The sequence below is a fragment of the Pantoea phytostimulans genome (genome assembly GCF_046118715.1).
Classification (GTDB): Bacteria; Pseudomonadota; Gammaproteobacteria; order Enterobacterales; family Enterobacteriaceae; genus Pantoea; species Pantoea phytostimulans.
Genome location: NZ_CP173701.1, coordinates 120,791 through 139,931 on the forward strand (window position 1 = coordinate 120,791; position 19,141 = coordinate 139,931).

Genomic DNA, 19,141 nt, shown 5'->3' on the forward strand with positions numbered 1-19,141 from the left:
ACCCCACGTTTATATAAGCAGACAGATTGCATGATCACACGGGGCAGTCGAAAGGAATTTTACATAACCGAAACAGATTAACGTGCAATAGGCGCTGCGGTTCCCCGGCTTATCACGCAACTGATCGTTGCGTCTCAACATCACCGACCGCGCCTGTCAGTTTACAGGTGGTGCGCTGTATAAGCCGCACCCACACTAAAAATGTTTCCCTGACGAGAATTAAAAAGGATTCGCTTTATTTAACTTCTGCGAGATTAACGCCCGTTGCATTTGGAAGGCACAGAGCGGCAACGATCCCTATACAATAAGAAGCAATCGCCAGACTTCCCATTGCATATCCTAAATGAACCTGACTCGAGACAATACCTACCAGGGCAGGCATTAGCGAACCGAAGCCGCGTCCAAAACTGGCGCAAAATCCTGCCCCACTACCGCGAATGTGTGTAGGATATAATTCAGAAAAGGCGGGGGTTAAACCTGAAGCTAAACCGCCCTGTAATGCCCCGAGAAAAAAGCCCAATCCAAGCGTCATATTCAGACTGACGTTAGCAAACATATAAATACTGACAACAATCATTTGACACAACAGAAACAGAATAATGGTTTTCCATCTACCAAACTTATCGCTTAAGCGGCCATAGAGAAAGGGGCCTATCAGCGAACCCAAAATATTTATCGCTAAATAGCCTGACATTGATACTACCGGCAATCCCAGTTCCATACGCAGATAGGTTGGCAACCAGGTAATCATTATATAAGCACCACCAAATATTCCGCTGGCCAATAAAGTTGCGGTCACGGTAATACGCCGGTGCTTTGCCTGAAAGATCTCGGTTATCTTTTTAGGTTGTTTATTTTGCGTCGTATTCGAAAAAACGGGTGACTCCGGCACTAAGCGACGAATAAACCACACCAGAACAGCGGGAACAATGCCGATAAGGAAAAATAATTTCCAGGCAATTTCCTGCGGGAAAAAACTCAGTAACACTGGCAGTACGGCCAATGAAATGGCATAACCCAGTGCGTATCCGCTCTGAATTGATGCTCCAACACGACCACGATAACTCGCACGGATCACTTCGCTGATTAACACGCCACCAACGACAACTTCGCCGCCGTAGCCAAGGCCCTGTAAAAAACGTACGATCAGAAACTGCCAGAACTCGCCACACAGTGCAGTCAGTGCTGTAAAGCAGGCCACCCATAAAACCGTTAACTGCATGACGCGAATACGCCCCCAGCGATCGGCCAGCATGCCAGCGCTCCAGCCCCCCAAAGCACTACCTATTAAGGATGCCGATCCTAATATTCCAGCTTCGGATTTAGTCAGTATTGCCAGACTTAATAATATTGGCATGACTAACGAATAAATAGTGCTATCCATCGAGTCGAGAGTAAACCCGCCCAGACAGGCCCACCAGGTTTTCTTTTCATTTCTGGTGAGTTCACCGTACCATCCTGTTTTCATTTTCCACCCGCCGTTGGCTACAAAAAAATAGCTCGCTACCTTTTCAGGTAACGCTCATCATTATCGTTTAACGACATACAGAAATAGGTTCAAACAAGGATTAATAACAGCAATTTCACAGATTTTTGTGATCGCTGCCGCGGTAAAATTACAATATCAAAAACTACACTCAATCTATTATTAAAGCTTAAAAAAAAGCCAATCACTAATTTTTATGCAGCTATGACTTTTATTTATAAAAAATCAACACGACTATTCACTTGCTATGGATACCCTCTTTTCTCATCCTAATAAAGACTACTTAGAAGGAGTCAAACTTTTTTATAGCCAGGTTTTTTATAAAGACATTAATTTAAAAAAATTAAAAACATTCTGTGTTAATAGAAACCCACGAAGCTTTAATTCACTAAAATAAAAAGCATCGCAATCGCGACGCTTTTTACATTTCCATTTTTACTGATTTTAATGACTAAATTGATAAGGCTGATAAAAATGCGATCCTGCCCAGTCGTAACGCTCGTTGATTACAGGTAACGTTTTCGGCACATAGGACGCCGCCTGCATTACATCATCTTTGCCGTTCCACACCGCATATTGCGGATAAGGATAAACAGGACGCGATGCTGCGTTAGACGGGATGGTTTCCAGTTTCATATCCGGACGTTCCATCACTGGAGGTTTTCCTCCCTGCATCGGGCCGGCTTTCAAAGGCAGCTTACCACCCGCGCCGACAGGCTGACCAAAGCTGTTTTTCTGCTGCGGTGAGGCCTGCCAGGTAGTGACAGCGTCAGGTGCCTGGCCCTTTTCCACCCAGTTCATCACGGGCGTCAGGAAATCGACCAGACTCGGACCTTCTCCATTCGAACAATGGTAAACACCGGGCAGCAAATACAGACGTTCAAAGGCTTGGCGCTGTGATGCGCCCATCTCTTTGCCCAGCGCATTGTGGTACGCAATTGAGTTGAGAGGAGAAATATGCGGATCGGCCCAGCCGTGCCAGATGATCAGCTTGCCGCCTGCCTTAGCGAACGCGCGCAAATCAGGATTGGTAGCATCATAGAGGCTGTGCAACTTACTGAGCTCATCGAAAGTTTTCTGATCGAATTTCAGCTCATTAAGTGTAAAGGACGGTGCCGGATTAGTGACAAAATTAACGTAACGCAGCGAAGAGAGCGAAATCATTGAGCTCATCACTGGCTGGCTCTTTTCTTCAGGAATAAACACGCCCTGCCAGGCAAGTTCAGAGCCATACTGCGGCCCGCCGACAATCAATTTACGACCGGTTTTTGCATCGCGTGGCCCGTCGTAGAGTTTCTTCAGCGCGGTGAGTTGTACGTTGCTCAAGCATTTACCGTCCTGCTGACCCGCTTTGCAGCGAAGCACATCCAGGTTGGGATGACAGGCTTCCGGCGCGGCAATCAGGCCATCTTTCTGTCCGTCGAGCGCATCACACTGATTCAGCACAGCCTGATGTATCAACGGAAGGTCTTTTGACGTCAGTAGTGCGTTGCCGTCTTTGTCCCGGTTACTGACTACCTGCCAGGCATGATACATCGCGTTCTGAACCTGGAAATTCATGGCTGCCGCACCCGCAATGATGCCGTTAAAATCGTGCGGGAAACGCTGTGCTTCCATCAGCGCTTCGCGCCCACCGTCGGAGCAGCCGTTGAAGTAAGCAAATGCTGCCGGTTTTTGATAGAACGCGGCGATGAGTTTTTTAGCGGCCAGCGCAGTTAAATGTTGTCCCCGCCAGGCAAAATCGCTGCGTTTCTGGCTGTCATTTCCCCAGTCCGCTTCCTCTTCACGATGCCCCATATTTGTCGCCGCCACAGCAAAGCCGTTACTGTTGAGCGGTGCGCATCCTGCCGCTGCGCCGGGCTGCAGCGTAATGGAGCCACATAAGCCGCCACAGCCTACCTGCATATATCGCTGATTCCAGCTGTCTGCGGGTAATAAAAGACGAAAACTAATTTCCGGAGCCAGCGTGCCTTCTACTTTGCACCACTGAGCATTGTTCAGTTTGATAACCGAGGTGCTGTTAATCTGACTGCCTTTACCACCGATCTCTGTCAGGTCAGTAGATTTCAGGCTGTCACAGCTGACCGCGGGTTTCATCATTGCCAAATTGGCTGCATGTGCTTCCGGCAATATTAAAAAAACGGCCAGCAGTGACAGCAACTGCAGACCGTAATAAAGCTTGTTCTTCATAGAGTTCCCTGAGGTGATACCGTGTGTGGCAAGTATAAATTCATTACATATTTTCACTGCGAAATCTTTTCGTGGAGAAAGTCAGCATTTGGATAAGCAGTGTAAGGAAATATGTTTTACCTGTCTCAACCGCATTTTTAGTGATTGCACACAAGATATATCATAGCTATGTTGTAACTGCTTTAATGAGAATGATTTCCATTAATTTTAATACACTGTATGGCCGTTTTATCGTCCGGCCTGAGGCAAGCTTATGGGCACAAAATCTGAATCTGCACAACACACTTTAACGCTCCGTTTCTCTTCCGTTTCTCTCGCCGGTGCACGCAAAGTAGTCTGTGCTGCATTGCAGGAAGCTGAACAGCGTGGTTTCCACATCAGCGTCGCAGTGGTGGATCGCGCGGGTGAGTTGATTACTCTGGACAGAACTGATGCCGCGATTGGCATCAGCCCGAACGTGGCACAGGGTAAAGCACGTACCGCAGCCCTGTTGCAGTCCCCCTCAAAAGAATTCGAAAGCTTTATTAATGGCGGAATGCCCAGCTTTCTCGCCACACCGGGCGTGACGCCACTGGAAGGCGGCGTACCTTTATGGCTCAACGGTGAAGTGGTAGGCGCAGTTGGCGTCAGCGGGGCGCATGGCGCGAATGATTCGTTGCTGGCCGATCTGGCGGCGGCGGCACTCTCAGCGGAGTGAGGAAAAGCACATGGCAACGTTAAAGGATAAACATCTGGTTGTTATTGGCGGCAGCTCAGGCATAGGTTTTAGCGTAGCGCAGAAAGCCTCAATGCAGGGCGCTGAAATTACTCTAATCGGTCGCAACAGCGATCGTCTGGGCGAGGCGAAAAACCTCCTGCAAAATCAGGGCGCCCGCATACGCGCTACGCTGGCCATAGATGCTCATGACCACATGGCATTACGTCATTTATTCCCGCTTATCGAGCCTTTTGATCATCTTGTATCAATGGTTGGGGACGCAATGGGGGGCGGCTTTCTGAATGCCGATATGGCACTCATTGAGCAGGTGATGCATTCAAAATTTCTTACTAACGTATTGATTGGAAAGCTGGCATCAGAAAAAGTGAGTGATGGCGGTTCACTTACCTTTACTGCCGGTACGGGTGGTCGTGCACAACATGCATGTGCCAGCTATGTTGGCAATCAGGGCATCGTGTCTCTGACACAGGGTTTGGCGGCGGAAATAGCGCCCCGCTGTCGTGTCAATTGTGTCGCGCCGACCTGGACAGTTACCCCTTTCTGGCGTCATCAGCCTGTTGAACAGGTGGAACAGACGCGTCAGCATTTTGCCGACATTATTCCGCTCGGCCGCACTGCTGAGCTGGATGAGCTGGCTGATGCTTACCTGTTTTTAATGAAGAATGATTTTATTACCGGTCAGCAAATCGCAGTCGATGGCGGCGTAATGCTTGGTTAATATGTTTTGCCAAAAGAAGGATATTAAGCTTAGTTAATTTCCTCGTAGATTTCATTAAGCTAATCGTGTATCCGGCTCATGCTAGTAACAGTAGTGATTAAACAAAGTAACCGAATATTCTGGCGGGCTTTGCCCGCTTTTTTATAGGCAATTTAAATTCAATTCAGAAATCACTTCTTATCAAAAGTAATCTCTTCTTGATAATCCATTAATAGTCATTAACACTCATTCAATCATGTAATAAAACTATTGCTAAATATTATCAACCGTGGTTTGTTCACATAATGTTAACTTACAGTGTAACTTATTTTAAAAATGAGTCTCACTAACGTTGATTTTATTTAGCTATACCAAAAAAGTTTGGATGCTAAATATAAACGGTAGTTTTATCATATGTTTTACGGCGCTATGTTTTTTTCCATCGTAACCGCTCACAGGAGAAGAACATGTCAGAGCACAACTCACAACCAAAACACGATTTACGTTCGGCTATAGAATTATTGCAGTCCATTAAAGGCGAGTTTGTCAGTACGAATGCTGAAGTTGATCCGCACGCGGAACTGTCTGGCGTTTATCGCTACGTTGGTGCAGGCGGCACTTGCAAGCGCCCTACCCGCAAAGGTCCGGCCATGATGTTTAACAAGATTAAGGGGTTTCCTGAAGTACGTGTAGTGACCGGTCTGATGTCAACTCGCGAACGCGTTGGTCACCTGCTCGACTGCCCGCCAGAAAAACTGGGTTTTTTGTTACGCGACTCGGTTCATCACGCCGTCGCTCCGGTTGTTATCAGTGAAAAACCCGTTTGCCAGGAGGTTGTGCACTACGCTGAAAATCCTGATTTCGACCTGCGCACCTTGCTGCCGGCGCCGACTAATACAGAGGAAGACGCTGGTCCTTATTTTACCATGGGCATGTGCTACGCCTCCGATCCTGAAACGCACGAATCTGATATAACTATTCACCGCCTGTGTATTCAAAGTCGTGATGAACTTTCAATGTGGCTGACGCCGGGCCGACATATTGACGCCTTTCGTGAAAAGGCTGAGAAAATGGGCCAGCCATTGCCGATTTCTATCAGTATCGGCGTCGATCCAGCCATTGAAATTGCTGCCTGCTTTGAACCGCCCACCACGCCGCTTGGTTTTAACGAGCTGAGCATTGCCGGTGCGCTACGCGGCCAACCGGTAGAGCTAGCGCAATGCGTATCGATTGACGAACGTGCCATCGCCCACGCTGAAATTGTTATCGAGGGTGTGCTGTTGCCAAATGTAAGGGTGCGGGAAGACCAGAACACCAATACCGGTAAAGCAATGCCTGAATTTCCGGGTTATACCGGCGAAGCAAAAGAGGCTTTACCTGTTATCAAAGTAAGAGCGGTAACTCACCGTAAACACCCTATTCTGCAAACCACGCTAGGCCCGAGCGGTGAACATGTCAGCATGGCGGGCATCCCCACCGAAGCCAGTATTCTAGACATGCTTGATCGCGCTATGCCGGGCCGCGTACTGAACGTCAATGCACACACATCAGGCGGCGGCAAGCTGCTGGCAGTGATTCAGTTTAAGAAAGCTTCACCAGTTGATGAAGGTCGCCAGCGCCAGGCGGCTTTAATTGCCTTCGCCGCTTTCTCTGAACTCAAGCATGTAATTCTGGTGGATGAAGATGTTGATATCTTCGACACCGATGACATTCTGTGGGCAATGCAGACCCGTTATCAGGGTGATGTCGACACACTAACTATTCCAGGTGTTCGTTGCCATCCACTCGATCCCTCGCAGGAACCGCTATACAGTCCATCTATTCTGCAACAGGGAATGACCTGTAAGACTATTTTTGACTGCACCGTACCCTGGCACATGAAAGCCAGTTTTGAGCGATCAAAATTTAAAGATGTCGATGTGAAACGTTTTTTACCCGATTTTGAATAAGTGAGGTGAGGTGTGAGCAGAAGGCGCATTATCGTCGGCATAAGCGGCGCGTCAGGTTTTCAGTATGGTATGAAGGCGCTGCAACTGCTGCGCGATCAGGATATCGAGGTGCATCTTGTGGTGTCCAAAGGTGCAGAAGTCACGCGTGCAATGGAAACAAACTGGCAGCGGCAGGATATTACTGAACTGGCAGATGAGGTACACAGCATCAGCAACTTAGGTGCTTCCATTTCAAGTGGATCGTTTAAAACACTCGGTATGCTGGTTGCGCCCTGCTCGATGAACTCACTTGCATCAATCGCGCAGGGCCTGACCAGTAACCTGTTGACCCGTGCAGCAGATGTCATTTTGAAAGAACGCCGTCGGCTGGTACTGATGGTACGTGAAACTCCGCTCAATATGACGCATCTTCGCAACATGCAGTACGTCACTGAGATGGGCGGAATTATTTATCCGCCGGTGCCTGCTTTTTATCAGCAGCCGCAATCCGTGGATGACATGGTTCATCACAGCGTGGCGCGTGCCCTCGATCTGTTTGATTTAGATGTGGGCAATCTGAAGCGCTGGGGTGAACAACGCAACGATTGCTAAGGGGAAAGTCATGGTCGTAGGACCTTTTGTTAACGGCAGCGCGGTACTTGTAGGTGGTTTAGCCGGCGCGTTTTTGGGTAACAAGGTGCCGGAGCGTTTGCGGGTGGCGCTTCCGATGACGTTTGGCTTGGCATCAATGGGCTTAGGCATTGTACTGATCGGCAAGATCCACAGCTTGCCGGCAGTTATTCTGGCACTGATCCTTGGCGCAGCACTGGGTGAAAGCGTTTTTCTGGAAACGAAAATTGGTCGCCTGGGCAACTTGGCTAAAGGCCTGGTTTCACGCTTTCAGAAGCAGGATACCGGTCTGGATCCTGCCGCTTTCACTGAACGCTACGTTGCCATTCTGGTACTGTTTTGTGCCAGCGGTACAGGCGTAATTGGCGCAATGACGGAAGGCATGACGCATGATGCCAATATTCTGTTAGTAAAATCGATCATGGATATTTTTACCGCCGCCATTTTTGCTACTGTTCTCGGTTATGCAGTGGCGGTAATCGCAATTCCGCAGCTTATCGTGCAACTACTGCTGGCATCGAGTGCAGTGCTTATTATGCCGCATACCAGTGCACCGATGATGAATGATTTTACGGCAGCGGGCGGATTCGTCATGCTGGCGGCCGGTTTTCGCATCGCAGGTATTAAATCTTTTCCAGTCGCGAATATGCTGCCTGCGCTGGCACTGGTAATGCCGGTCAGCTATCTCTGGACGTACTTCATTCACTGAGTTTACAGTAATGACGGGTAAGTCTATGGCGGAAAAAATATGGATTTGAAACGACTACAGTACTTTTGCACTATTGCTGAGCAAGGCTCGATCAGCAAAGCGGCCCGGGTGCTTAATATTGCACAGCCGCCCTTGGGTAAAAGGCTGCAGGAACTTGAGGAAGAAATAGGCTCTCCGCTGTTTACCCGCACGCCACGTAAAATGGTGCTGACTGAAGCCGGCACCTTTCTTTACCGCCAATCCTGCGACATTCTCAGCAAAATAAACAGCCTTAAGCGGCAGACCATTACTATCGCCACGCGTAAAAAACGTGTCGTGAATATTGGCCTTTCTTACCTTTATCTGCGTTATTTTAACCCTGTGTTGCTGGATTATTATCGCAACCGCCCAGAATGGGATATCAACGTTGTGGTTTCAGATTCCAGTCATCTCGAAGCAATGTTGCTCGAACATACTCTGGATATCGCGCTAATGCAGATACCCGGCCAGTCTCATTCATGGGATATTCGTGAGCTGGCACCGATAGACAGCGTGGCGGTAATCTCATCACACTACACAGCGATGCTTGCAGGTAAAACACTGCAGTTTGCTGACTTAAGCGGTATCCCGCTGATCCTGCTACACCGGATTGGTGGTGAAGGAACCTATGAAATATTACGTAGTAAGCTATTCGATACCATGTCGCAGGTGAATATCAGCATCAAGGTCTCAGAACCAAAGCTGATTCTGGACATGATGGAGCAGGGCTTTGATGGCGCGGCAATTATACCGCGATCAGAATATGTGCCCAGCCAACAGGGAAAATATCTGGCCTGCCCGCTGACAGAGCCGTTTGCAATCTATAAACCGGCTATCGTCACGCTCAGTACCGCACGAGATCGGCTGTTATGGCCTTTAGCGCATGAGCAGATAGAAGAATAGTTAATGAATGAAGCGGCTTTTATTCATCTTCTCTGCAATAAAAATCTGAGGTTTGGTTTTAAGCAATGACTCAGTAGCTTGTAGGCGCTCTCATGATCAATTACCTCAAACGATCTAACGCCTCCTGCCAGATGAACGGCGTTAAATCACTATAGCGTACGCACTGCTCCGCCATTCTTGCTGGCAATCCGGCCTGCACCTGCTGCGTTGCCTGGCTCATTACCCCCGTCACGCCGACATCCTGCAGGGTTTTCACCACTTCGCCCATCTCTTCCGCGCGCCTGACGCCATGTTCCGCAACCCGGCTGATAAGATAATGCGGCAATTGATCGTTCCATCCCAGCGACGGGAAACTGGCATGCAGAGAGGCTAAAACGGCTTCTTCTACACCATACTGCCGCGCCGCACTGAGACATTCGGTGGTTAAGCCTTCCAGACCTTTAATCATTACGCTGCGACACATCTTAATTGCCGACACGTCACCAATATGCTCACTGGCAGCGCGCGCGTTGCAACCCAACGCACTTAACGTGTCCGCAGCGACAGGTGCTGCAAGCCCGCCAATCAGCAGCGGTGTAGCAAGCCGCTTTGGCGGCACCGGCGCCATGACAGCAACATCCAGATACGCTCCTGCCCCTGTTGCTATTACCTCAGCGGCAGCACGCTTGGTTTCCGGTGCAACGGAATTAAAGTCCAGAAAAATCTGACCGGTACGCAGCAGCGGCGCTGCCTGTTTTGCGACGTCCAGCGCGCTGGACGCTGTTACCAGGGATAACACTAAATCTGCGCCGTCCAGCGCCTCATTCAGTGAATCTGCTGGATGAACGGCGATTTGCCCCGCCAGCCCGCGCAAATGCTCAGCGTGCTGGCTGAGAAACTTTTTGTCCCAGACACGCACGTTTGCAACACCCGATAAATCCTGAGCATAAACCTGCCCAGCTTCACCAAAACCAATAATTGCAATACCTGTCATGTGTTCTCCTCAGTTGCCTGACCAGAGTGTTCCCGGAATGGCTACTCGACCCTCAAATAGCAGGCGTGCAGTGCGAATCAGTCCGCTATTGATAACGTTGCCCGCCGCATCGCGCGTCAGCATTACGCTGAACTCGCCAGTGGGATGTTCAACAGCCAGTCTCTGTTCATGGGCAGTGCTGACCTCAGCAAGCCCTTCCGTAACAGAGCCGGGGATCAGACAGGCGGTTGCCACGCTCACCGCGCCTAATACGCCAATGGATGCATGGCAGCGGTGCGGAATAAAAGTGCGTGTAGTAAGGGCACCGCCTTGTTCCGGGGCGGCAATCAGCGTCATTTTTGGCACCGTACGCTGTGCCACATCGCCAAGGTTCATTCGTGGGCCAGCCTGTAGGCGGATCGACTCCAGCCGCGCTTTCAACTCGTCGTCATTGTCCAGCTGTTCACGCGTTTCCAGCCCGCTTCGTTGCAGATCGACTGCGCGTACCAGCACCACAGGCATGCCATTATCAATACAGGTCACATCAATTCCGTCAAAGCTGTCGCGTGCATTCCCCGTCGGCAGCAACGCACCACAGCTGGAGCCAGCAATATCCTGGAAATTCAGTATCTGCTCAGCTGCGTAACCCGGCACACCGTCAATCTGCGCATCGCCTTCATACTCCACAGCTCCCTGAGGCGTGGCGATACATGCTTCTGCGATTTGCCCGGTGTTCACCATAAAAATGCGTACCCGTGTGACCTCTCCCTGCGCCGCCACCAGCCCTTTTTCAATTGCGAACGGCCCGACCGCAGCGAGAATGTTGCCGCAGTTTTGCCCGTAATCTACTACGGCTTTATCCACGTTAACCTGCGCGAACAAGTAATCAACATCCGCGTCGGGACGCGTTGAGGCTGAAACAATCGCAACTTTGCTGGTCAACGGATCGGCTCCGCCGATACCATCAATCTGACGCGTGTCGGGTGAACCCATGACGGCCAGTAGCACACTATCGCGCGTGGCGTTATCTGCGGGCAGATCTGATGCCAGAAAGCAGGCAGCTTTAGAGGTGCCGCCACGCATCAGGACGCAAGGGAGTAAGGTCTGTTTCATCGTCAGCCCTTCTTAAGTTCATCAAGGGAATTCACATAGCGCAGCCCTTTCTCAGCTAACGCTGGACGCATCTGATAAATATCCAGACCCAACTCACCGGCGGCGAGACGCTGACGTTTGCCTTCTTCCGCATCAACGCGTTTTTGTGCCGCAGCACTTACTGCCTCAGCCTGCTCACGCGGCACAATGACCACGCCATCATCATCGGCCACCACGATGTCGCCCGGACTGACCAGTTGCCCGGCACAGACGACCGGCACATTTACCGAGCCTAATGTCTCTTTCACCGTACCCTGCGCATAAATAGCTCGCGACCAGACGGGAAAATTCATGTCACGCAGCGTCTGGCTGTCACGGATACCGATATCGCCAACCAGAGCGACCACACCGCGCGCCTGCAATGACGTTGCCAGCAAATCGCCAAAAAAACCGTCGTGGCAATCTGAGGTCGGCGCTACCAGTAATATGTCGCCCGGCTGACACTGTTCTACTGCAACGTGGAACATCCAGTTATCGCCAGGTGAGACCAGCACGGTCACGGCGCTACCCGCGACAGTGCGGTTTTGCTGAACCGGGCGCACACGAACATCAAGCAGGCCACTTCGTCCCTGCGCTTCATGCGTGGTCGCCACGCCATAGCGTGCAAATTGTGCGACCAGCTCGGACTCGGCGCGCTCAATATTTCTCACGACTACGCCTTTTTTATTCACCAGACTCATGACAAATCCTCCGTTACGCGAGGAAACAGACTCTGATAGCCCTCGCCGTGGCTAATCACTTTAGATGAGGTGATCCCTACGTTACGCTTAGCCTGTACACCACGTTGTAATGCTACGCGCGTATAGTATTCCCAGAGGTGCTCCTGCCCCGCCATGCACTGGATGGCGGCATATTTTTTATCCCAGACCGACGTAATATCCAGGAGAACATCGGGTTTCCAGTTGCACTGCTCCGGCTGGTGTGGCTCAAAGCAGTAAACCGGAGGTGCACCGATAATGGTTTCACCGGGACGATAACCTTCGGCCTGCGCAATGATGCGGGCTTCCTGAGTCAGGTTAGCGGCCAGCGGATGATCGTAGTTATAAGGGTCATTCACTGAATGAGTCAGAACAAAGTGCGGTTGGACTTTACGGAACACGTCTGCAAGGCGGAACAGCGTTTCTTTATCTGCACGTAGTGGATAATCGCCAAGATCAAAGAATTCAATGCTTGCCCCGAGAATTTTGGCCGCAGCTTCGGCTTCTTCTTGTCGACTCTGCTTCACGATTGCTTCAGTCATATTGCCTTTGCGCCACAACTTTGCTGATTCGCCGCGCTCACCATAGGAAAGGCATACCACATGCACGTCGTAACCCTGAGAGGCATGCAACGCAATCGCGCCACCTGCACGCCAGACGAAATCAGCGGAGTGGGCACTGACGACTAAGGCACTCTTTTTTGCGATCTTTTCCATCATGTCATCCTACGTTTTGCTGTTTTTTTCATCCTGCCATGCAGGTCAACGCGCGGATAATGCCTTTCATTGCGCCAGATATGACTTTTATTTATGTTGTGATTCAGACCTCAAACTATCGGCGAAAAAAATGAAAAAGGCTCATGAAGAAAATGAATTAAAAATCATGCAAATACGCGCATTTTGCATGATTGCAGATCGCGGCACAGTCTCGGAAGCAGCGAACAAATTATTTCGTACCCAGTCGGCAATCACCCGCTCAATCCGTGATCTTGAACACACTTTAGCCACGCCGCTGTTCGAGCGTCATGCAAGCGGCATGATGCTGACAGAAACGGGAAAGTGTGTTCTGCCGCGTGCCAGACGCGCTGTACAAGAGTTACATTTGATTCCGTCGGTGCTCAGTAAACTGAAACAGCGCGACAGTGGGCGCGAAGAAGCAGAACCGATCTGGCTGTTTAACCTGCGCCGCCTGCAAATCTTTTTGGCGCTGCACCGCCTTCATCACACGCAAAGCGTGGCAACGTCATTGGGTATCAGTCAGCCCGCCGTTAGTGCAGCATTAAAAGTGCTGGAAAAGGGAGCGGGATTAACGCTGTTTCAGCGTACGCCAAAAGGCATGATGCCTACACCCGCCGGGCGCGAAATAGCGCCTTTTATCAGTCGCGCACTGAATGAAATACGGCATATTCCTGAAGATCTCGCGGCACACCAGGGTGTGCTGACCGGCACCGTGCATGTGGGTGCACTGCCGCTGTGCCGCAGCAGTGTGTTGCCTCTGGCAATTGCTCAGCTGGTAACGCGCTACCCCGGTATAAAAGTGGTGACCAATGAAAGTGCCTTTAGCGCGCTGGTAACGGAAATGCGTGCTGGCGATATTGATTTCATTCTCGGCGCACTGCGTCAAAACGATGCCGTACCAGATATTCATAATCAGGTTTTATTCGATGAGGAGCTTATTTTACTGGCGCGACCGCAGCATCCGCTGGCTGGGCGTCCACTGACGCCAGACGATTTGACACAGACGCAATGGATTCTGCCGCGTGATAACACGCCCGCGCGTCATTTGTTAGATCGCGCCTTTCAGGCGTTAGGCATGCCCGCGCCACAGCCGGTTGTGGAAAGTGGAGATTTGGCGATAGTGCGTGGATTGCTGCTTCATTCAGATATGGTAGCCGCCGTCTCTTCGCATCAGCTTGAGTATGAGTTACGCGCCGGCATTCTTACGCCGCTGACGCTTAATCTGCCTGATACGCGTCGTGAAATTGGTTTAACTTTCCGTCAGGGTGCGCTGCACTCACCTGCGACAAAAGCCCTGTTGAGCTGCATCGATGAGACGCTATCTGACACAGCCTAAACGAAATTCATATCTTAGCTGAACATATCCGGTGTCAGGACTGGCTCCCAAAGCACTCTGGCGCTGTTTATAGCATTTTTAGACAGTGTTAAACGCATCACAATATAAACCTTACTCATACCTCTAAAAGCCTTTTTTGACAGACAGAATCATTCACCACGCTTAACGTGTTGCTGGATTGTTACCCTTTCTCTTACCACAACGACAGCTGCCTCAGGTAGCACAGAAGAGAGCGTACCCATGACAGCAAATAACCTTGTCAATGTGAAAGCGTGGATTGATGCGCGGCCCGTCTCGTCCTTTCAGTGGCGCGTACTGGTGCTGTGCCTGATTATCATTATGTTTGACGGCTATGACGCTGCCGTAATGGGCTTTATTGCCCCGGCGCTGATTGAACACTGGGGTATCAGCCGCTCAGCAATGGGGCCGATTCTCGGTGCGGCAATGTTTGGCGTGGCTCTGGGTGCACTGATTGCCGGGCCAATGTCCGATCGCTATGGCCGTAAGCGGGTCATTTTACTGTCGGTGCTGATCTTCTCCGCTTTCAGCCTGGCCTGTGCGTATGCTGCTTCGCCCACACAAATGGCCCTGTTGCGCTTTATTGCCGGATTAGGATTAGGCGCAGTGATGCCGAATTGCGTGACTCTATTGTCAGAGTACATGCCCGAGCGTCGTAAAGGGATCATGATCACGTTGATGTTCAGCGGTTTTAACATTGGTTCGGGGCTGGGTGGATTTATCGCCGCCGGGCTACTGGCTCATTATCAGTGGCCTGCCGTGCTGATTTTCGGTGGTGCGCTGCCGCTGATCATGCTGCCGGTTATTGCCTGGCTGTTACCGGAATCGGCGCTGAATCTGGTGGTACGCAAGGCACCGCGTGCGCAAATTGCCGCGCTGCTGAACCGTATGGGCGGAAATTTCACTGATGAGAGTGCCTTTATCCTTAACTCTCCCAGTATTAAGCGCAACAGCACCATTGCAGAGTTGTTTCGTCACGGCTTTGCGCGCGGCACCATCATTCTCTGGCTGACCTATTTTATGGGGCTATTCGTCATTTATCTGCTGAATGGCTGGCTGCCAACCATCATGCGTTCCGGCGGTATTTCACTGGAGCAAGCCGCCATTATTGCCGGTTTGTTCCAGCTAGGTGGCCCGGTGGGAGGCATCATTGTTGGTGCGCTGATGGATAAACTGCGCGCGAAATGGGTTATTGGCGTGGTGTATTTAATCGGCTGTGTCTGTCTGATTACTCAAGGCCTGTTTGGACTGAGTGGCGTGGCGCTGGGTGTGATTATTTTTATCACGGGCATGTGCATTAACGGCGCGCAAAATGGGCTGCAGGTTTACTCGCCTGCATACTACCCGACCGAGATCCGCGCGACGGGCGTAAGCTGGATGCACGGCATTGGTCGTATTGGCGCAATCCTCAGCTCATCACTGGGTGGTCTGTTGATGGGGGCTTTCCCGGGCCAGTCAGCCATCTTTTTTATTCTTGCCCTGCCCGCGCTGCTTGCCGCGATCAGCATCGTTTTTCATCGCAATATTCAACTATCCATGAAGGTAAAAGGCGCAGGACTTGGTGAAATTCCGGCACTGTCGCAAACGTTGAATAACCGATAAGTGAAGTCGCTCTTATGGCTCAGCTTATTCGTGGAATTATGGTTTCTCATAGTCTGATCATCGGATTTCTCCTTAATCGAGCAAGTAGCAAGAAGATCGGCAAAGATTGATAGGACGTGATTCTTCTGTTTAAAAAAATCTTAGTAAGACGTCATCTGTATATGGGACAGAAATTATATGAATATTCAGCAGGCTGTTGAAAAAACACTTTTGTCAGTTGGGATAAATGAAACTGCAGAAGTGATTTATAACCCTGATTATGATCTCCTTGTAGAGCATGAGACTTCAGCAGAACTGGAGGGCTACGAGCGCGGAGTAATGACCACTTCCGGTGCAGTTGCTGTGGACACTGGCGAATTCACCGGACGCTCGCCTAAAGATAAATATATCGTCCTGGATGATACAACCCGCGATAGCCTGTGGTGGGCTAACTCTGGAACGGGACGTAATGACAATAAACCGCTGTCACCTGAAGTCTGGGCAGAACTCAAATCGCTCGTCGCCTCTCAACTTTCAGGCAAAAAACTGTATGTGATTGATGCGTGGTGCGGGGCGAGTGCTGCTACGCGACTGGCTGTGCGCTTTGTTACCGAAGTTGCCTGGCAGGCCCATTTCGTAAAAAATATGTTTATTACTCCTGATGCCGAAGAAATTGAGCAGTTTACCCCCGATTTCATGGTAATAAACGGTTCCAAATGTACCAATGCAAACTGGCAGGCTCAGGGCCTCAACTCCGAAAACTTTGTCGCTTTTAACCTGTCAGAGAAGATCCAGTTAATTGGCGGCACCTGGTACGGCGGAGAAATGAAAAAAGGCCTTTTCTCCGTTATGAATTACCTTCTTCCTCAACGTGGCATTGCATCAATGCACTGTTCTGCCAACCGAGGTGTCAATGGCGATGTGGCCCTTTTCTTTGGTCTGTCAGGAACGGGTAAAACGACGTTATCTACCGATCCCGAACGTCAGCTTATCGGTGATGATGAGCATGGTTGGGATGATGAGGGAATCTTCAATTTCGAAGGTGGCTGCTATGCAAAAACGATTAATTTAAGCGAGCAAGCTGAGCCTGAAATTTATAAAGCCATTCGTCACGAAGCATTACTGGAAAATGTTGTTGTAAGAGAAGACGGCAGCGTGGACTACGCTGATGGTCGTAAAACGGAAAATACGCGTGTCTCCTATCCACTTTCGCACATTGACAATATTGTCCGTCCGGTTTCACGCGCAGGCCACCCGGCGCACATCATCTTTTTGACGGCTGATGCGTTCGGCGTATTACCCCCGGTATCGCGTCTGAACCGCGAGCAAATGCAGTACCATTTCCTTTCCGGCTTCACCTCAAAACTGGCGGGTACAGAAAGAGGTATTACCCATCCGACTCCAACGTTCTCAGCCTGTTATGGCGCTGCCTTTCTGCTGCTTCATCCGACACAATATGCCAGCGTGCTTGAAGCCAGAATGGCTGACACCAGCGCACAAGCCTGGCTGGTTAACACGGGCTGGAACAGCAAAGGCGAGCGTTTATCTCTCACCAAAACTCGCAACATTATCAGCGCCATCCTTAACGGTTCTGTCAGCAATACTCTTTATAAAGAAATTCCTGTCTTTAATCTTTCTGTACCAGACAACATACCGGGCGTTGATAATAACCTGCTCGATCCGCGAAATAACTGGGACTCGGAAAAGGAATGGCTGGAAGCAGCTAACAAGCTGGCGCAGCTCTTTGTTGATAACTTTCAGCAATACAGCACCACAGAAGCAGGCAAACTGCTGGCTTTTGCAGGACCAGATTTACGTGAGGAAAGTTAAAAGTCTACTATGCGGCATTGAGCCATAAAGAGTGGCAGGTGGAAACGCTCGCTGGCGCAGCAGATTTGCCAGTTTAAACATCATCGATAATGCAAATAAAGATGGTTTTAGAGGTTCGATTAAATCACTGGCCTGATGCGAACAGCGATTTCTGTCCATTGCTCCTGCCGACAAAATACACGAGTAACACATGCTCTATTTCCGGGTACAAGCGTGTCCCCTGTTTTATGGCATGCGTGTGATGTTGCTAAATACAATGCTTCAGTAAAACGCTTGCATCAACGTCGGCTTTTTACCCCCTTATTTTATATAGGGGGGTCATCAACAAATGAACGCAGCTTGCCTTCTGATAATGAACCTGAAATAAGTTACCAATGCTGCCGCACCCGCCAATGCAGATATTCTGTTCATTCCGTTACGCTCGCTTTGCCTACTGCCATGAGCACGCAGAGTCATCGGGTTGCTTGATGTCGCGTAACTCATCTCAGTCCTGCTTATTTTGCAGGGATATTTTCCGCTTCGCGCTGTCGATGCAGCTTCTCCAGCCACTGCGCAGTCTGTATGTAGTCGCGGGGAGTCTTAAGAACGTCATTGCCATGCATTTTTTCTGCAAGAGTAACCCGACATGAACTTACATTTTCCAGACCCGTTTTTCTGTTGCACTAACGACCGTCAAAATGGGAAGGGACTCATGCTGTCGCAGCCTAACTGCATCGATTTCAGCATCAGTAACTTATTGTAAAACAATAGTATGGTGATGCAGGTTTCGCCTGGAATTGAGGGACTCCGAAGATACGCTGTTGTCTTGCGCCAATGAAATGGTTAAATACTGTGCGACGCTGATCGTATGTCTGATTTCAGCATTAACTTGGTGGAAAGCCGTACGTGGTGCCGTTATTGCAACACCACAGCCAATGATTGTATCAAGCGCACGCGCACTAAACAGATCGCTGATCTCAAATTGCGTACTAAAGTACAACGCATAATTCAATGATTAGCTGCAGTAGGGCAGCCTCTGTTCAGGAGGCCGGGATCCAGCGAGATTGCGTTGCTCCTGCGTCATACTGAATTTTTGATGGCAACGTAATCAGTTCAATCAGCACGCCAAATGGCGTCATACCAAACCAGGTTTGATTACCCTTCCCCTCCTCCTGAGCAAAACAGTCATTGGGCCCGTCAAACATCCTGGCACCCTGCTCCCGCATCTTTTCAGCCGTAGAGTGAATATCATCCACATAAAGTGAAAAATGATTAATACCCGCCTGCCCTGGATTAGCTTTGATGTTCTCGGTAGCCGGTTCCGTCTGGAAAAGCTCAACATTGCATCCGTTTGCTAATCGCAGCATCGCCAGGCCTGTCACTTTCATCTCTGCTGGAAACCCATTAAGAGGATGCATCTCTTCACCCCCAACATCAGCACCGGAATCTTCAGGCGGCACAATGCGATACAGGACCGACGCGTCCAGAGCTTTAATAAAAAAACGTTCAGCGTCCGGTAAGCTGGTAACGGTGATGCCGATATGTTCAATACCACGAATAGTCATTTGTCCTCCGACAG

General features: G+C 50.1%; 16 protein-coding genes. 9 read left to right on the forward strand and 7 right to left on the reverse strand.

Annotation, left to right across the window (positions count from 1 at the left end):
• Window positions 1-235: 235 nt before the first annotated feature.
• Window positions 236-1,468 (reverse strand): MFS transporter, encoded by a 1,233-nt coding sequence (locus ACF2G4_RS22985; RefSeq protein WP_409076474.1) that lies wholly within the window; start codon window positions 1,466-1,468, stop codon window positions 236-238.
• A 462-nt stretch (window positions 1,469-1,930) separates the two neighbouring features.
• Complete coding sequence (locus tag ACF2G4_RS22990; protein ID WP_409076475.1) at window positions 1,931-3,676, reverse strand: tannase/feruloyl esterase family alpha/beta hydrolase; 1,746 nt, start codon at window positions 3,674-3,676, stop codon at window positions 1,931-1,933.
• Between the two features lie 253 nt (window positions 3,677-3,929).
• On the opposite strand from ACF2G4_RS22990, the gene ACF2G4_RS22995 reads away from it, so the two are divergent.
• From ACF2G4_RS22995 to ACF2G4_RS23020, 6 genes are all read left to right on the forward strand, one after another.
• Window positions 3,930-4,373: a GlcG/HbpS family heme-binding protein gene (locus ACF2G4_RS22995; RefSeq protein WP_409076476.1), complete on the forward strand. Its 444-nt coding sequence runs from the start codon at window positions 3,930-3,932 to the stop codon at window positions 4,371-4,373.
• A 10-nt stretch (window positions 4,374-4,383) separates the two neighbouring features.
• Window positions 4,384-5,112, forward strand: coding sequence for an SDR family oxidoreductase (locus ACF2G4_RS23000; RefSeq protein ID WP_409076477.1), 729 nt, complete (start codon window positions 4,384-4,386; stop codon window positions 5,110-5,112).
• A gap of 446 nt (window positions 5,113-5,558) precedes the next feature.
• Entirely contained in the window at window positions 5,559-7,040 is a 1,482-nt protein-coding gene (locus ACF2G4_RS23005; protein ID WP_409076478.1) for a UbiD family decarboxylase, read from the forward strand.
• A gap of 12 nt (window positions 7,041-7,052) precedes the next feature.
• Window positions 7,053-7,631 carry a UbiX family flavin prenyltransferase gene (locus ACF2G4_RS23010; RefSeq protein WP_409076479.1) on the forward strand — a complete coding sequence of 193 codons (579 nt, stop codon included), beginning with the start codon at window positions 7,053-7,055 and terminating at the stop codon, window positions 7,629-7,631.
• Window positions 7,632-7,641: 10 nt separating this feature from the next.
• The gene (locus ACF2G4_RS23015; protein WP_409076480.1) at window positions 7,642-8,358 is read left to right on the forward strand and encodes a DUF554 domain-containing protein; all 717 of its coding nucleotides are present in this window, start codon (window positions 7,642-7,644) and stop codon (window positions 8,356-8,358) included.
• Window positions 8,359-8,397: 39 nt separating this feature from the next.
• Window positions 8,398-9,279, forward strand: coding sequence for a LysR family transcriptional regulator (locus tag ACF2G4_RS23020; RefSeq protein ID WP_409076481.1), 882 nt, complete (start codon window positions 8,398-8,400; stop codon window positions 9,277-9,279).
• Between the two features lie 100 nt (window positions 9,280-9,379).
• On the opposite strand, the gene ACF2G4_RS23025 is transcribed toward ACF2G4_RS23020, so the two are convergent.
• From ACF2G4_RS23025 to galB, 4 genes are read right to left on the reverse strand one after another with little or no spacing between them, the layout of a single operon-like run.
• Window positions 9,380-10,252: a DUF1932 domain-containing protein gene (locus ACF2G4_RS23025; protein WP_409076482.1), complete on the reverse strand. Its 873-nt coding sequence runs from the start codon at window positions 10,250-10,252 to the stop codon at window positions 9,380-9,382.
• 9 nt (window positions 10,253-10,261) lie between these two features.
• The gene (locus ACF2G4_RS23030) at window positions 10,262-11,344 is read right to left on the reverse strand and encodes a 4-oxalomesaconate tautomerase (RefSeq protein WP_409076483.1); all 1,083 of its coding nucleotides are present in this window, start codon (window positions 11,342-11,344) and stop codon (window positions 10,262-10,264) included.
• A 2-nt stretch (window positions 11,345-11,346) separates the two neighbouring features.
• Entirely contained in the window at window positions 11,347-12,063 is a 717-nt protein-coding gene (locus ACF2G4_RS23035; protein ID WP_409076484.1) for a 4-carboxy-4-hydroxy-2-oxoadipate aldolase/oxaloacetate decarboxylase, read from the reverse strand.
• Entirely contained in the window at window positions 12,060-12,800 is a 741-nt protein-coding gene (gene galB, locus ACF2G4_RS23040) for a 4-oxalmesaconate hydratase (protein WP_332625024.1), read from the reverse strand. Before galB ends, ACF2G4_RS23035 begins: the two co-directional genes overlap by 4 nt.
• 127 nt (window positions 12,801-12,927) lie before the next feature.
• On the opposite strand from galB, the gene ACF2G4_RS23045 reads away from it, so the two are divergent.
• The 3 genes from ACF2G4_RS23045 to pckA all read left to right on the forward strand — a co-directional run bounded on the left by ACF2G4_RS23045 (window position 12,928) and on the right by pckA (window position 17,583).
• Window positions 12,928-14,154 (forward strand): LysR family transcriptional regulator, encoded by a 1,227-nt coding sequence (locus tag ACF2G4_RS23045; RefSeq protein ID WP_409076485.1) that lies wholly within the window; start codon window positions 12,928-12,930, stop codon window positions 14,152-14,154.
• Window positions 14,155-14,394: 240 nt separating this feature from the next.
• On the forward strand, window positions 14,395-15,774 hold the full coding sequence (locus tag ACF2G4_RS23050; protein ID WP_409076486.1) for an MFS transporter: 1,380 nt from the start codon (window positions 14,395-14,397) through the stop codon (window positions 15,772-15,774).
• 177 nt (window positions 15,775-15,951) lie between these two features.
• On the forward strand, window positions 15,952-17,583 hold the full coding sequence (gene pckA, locus ACF2G4_RS23055; protein ID WP_409076487.1) for a phosphoenolpyruvate carboxykinase (ATP): 1,632 nt from the start codon (window positions 15,952-15,954) through the stop codon (window positions 17,581-17,583).
• A 1,019-nt stretch (window positions 17,584-18,602) separates the two neighbouring features.
• Here the strand turns inward: pckA and ACF2G4_RS23060 are convergent.
• Entirely contained in the window at window positions 18,603-19,127 is a 525-nt protein-coding gene (locus ACF2G4_RS23060; protein WP_409076488.1) for a VOC family protein, read from the reverse strand.
• Between the last annotated feature and the right edge of the window lie 14 nt (window positions 19,128-19,141).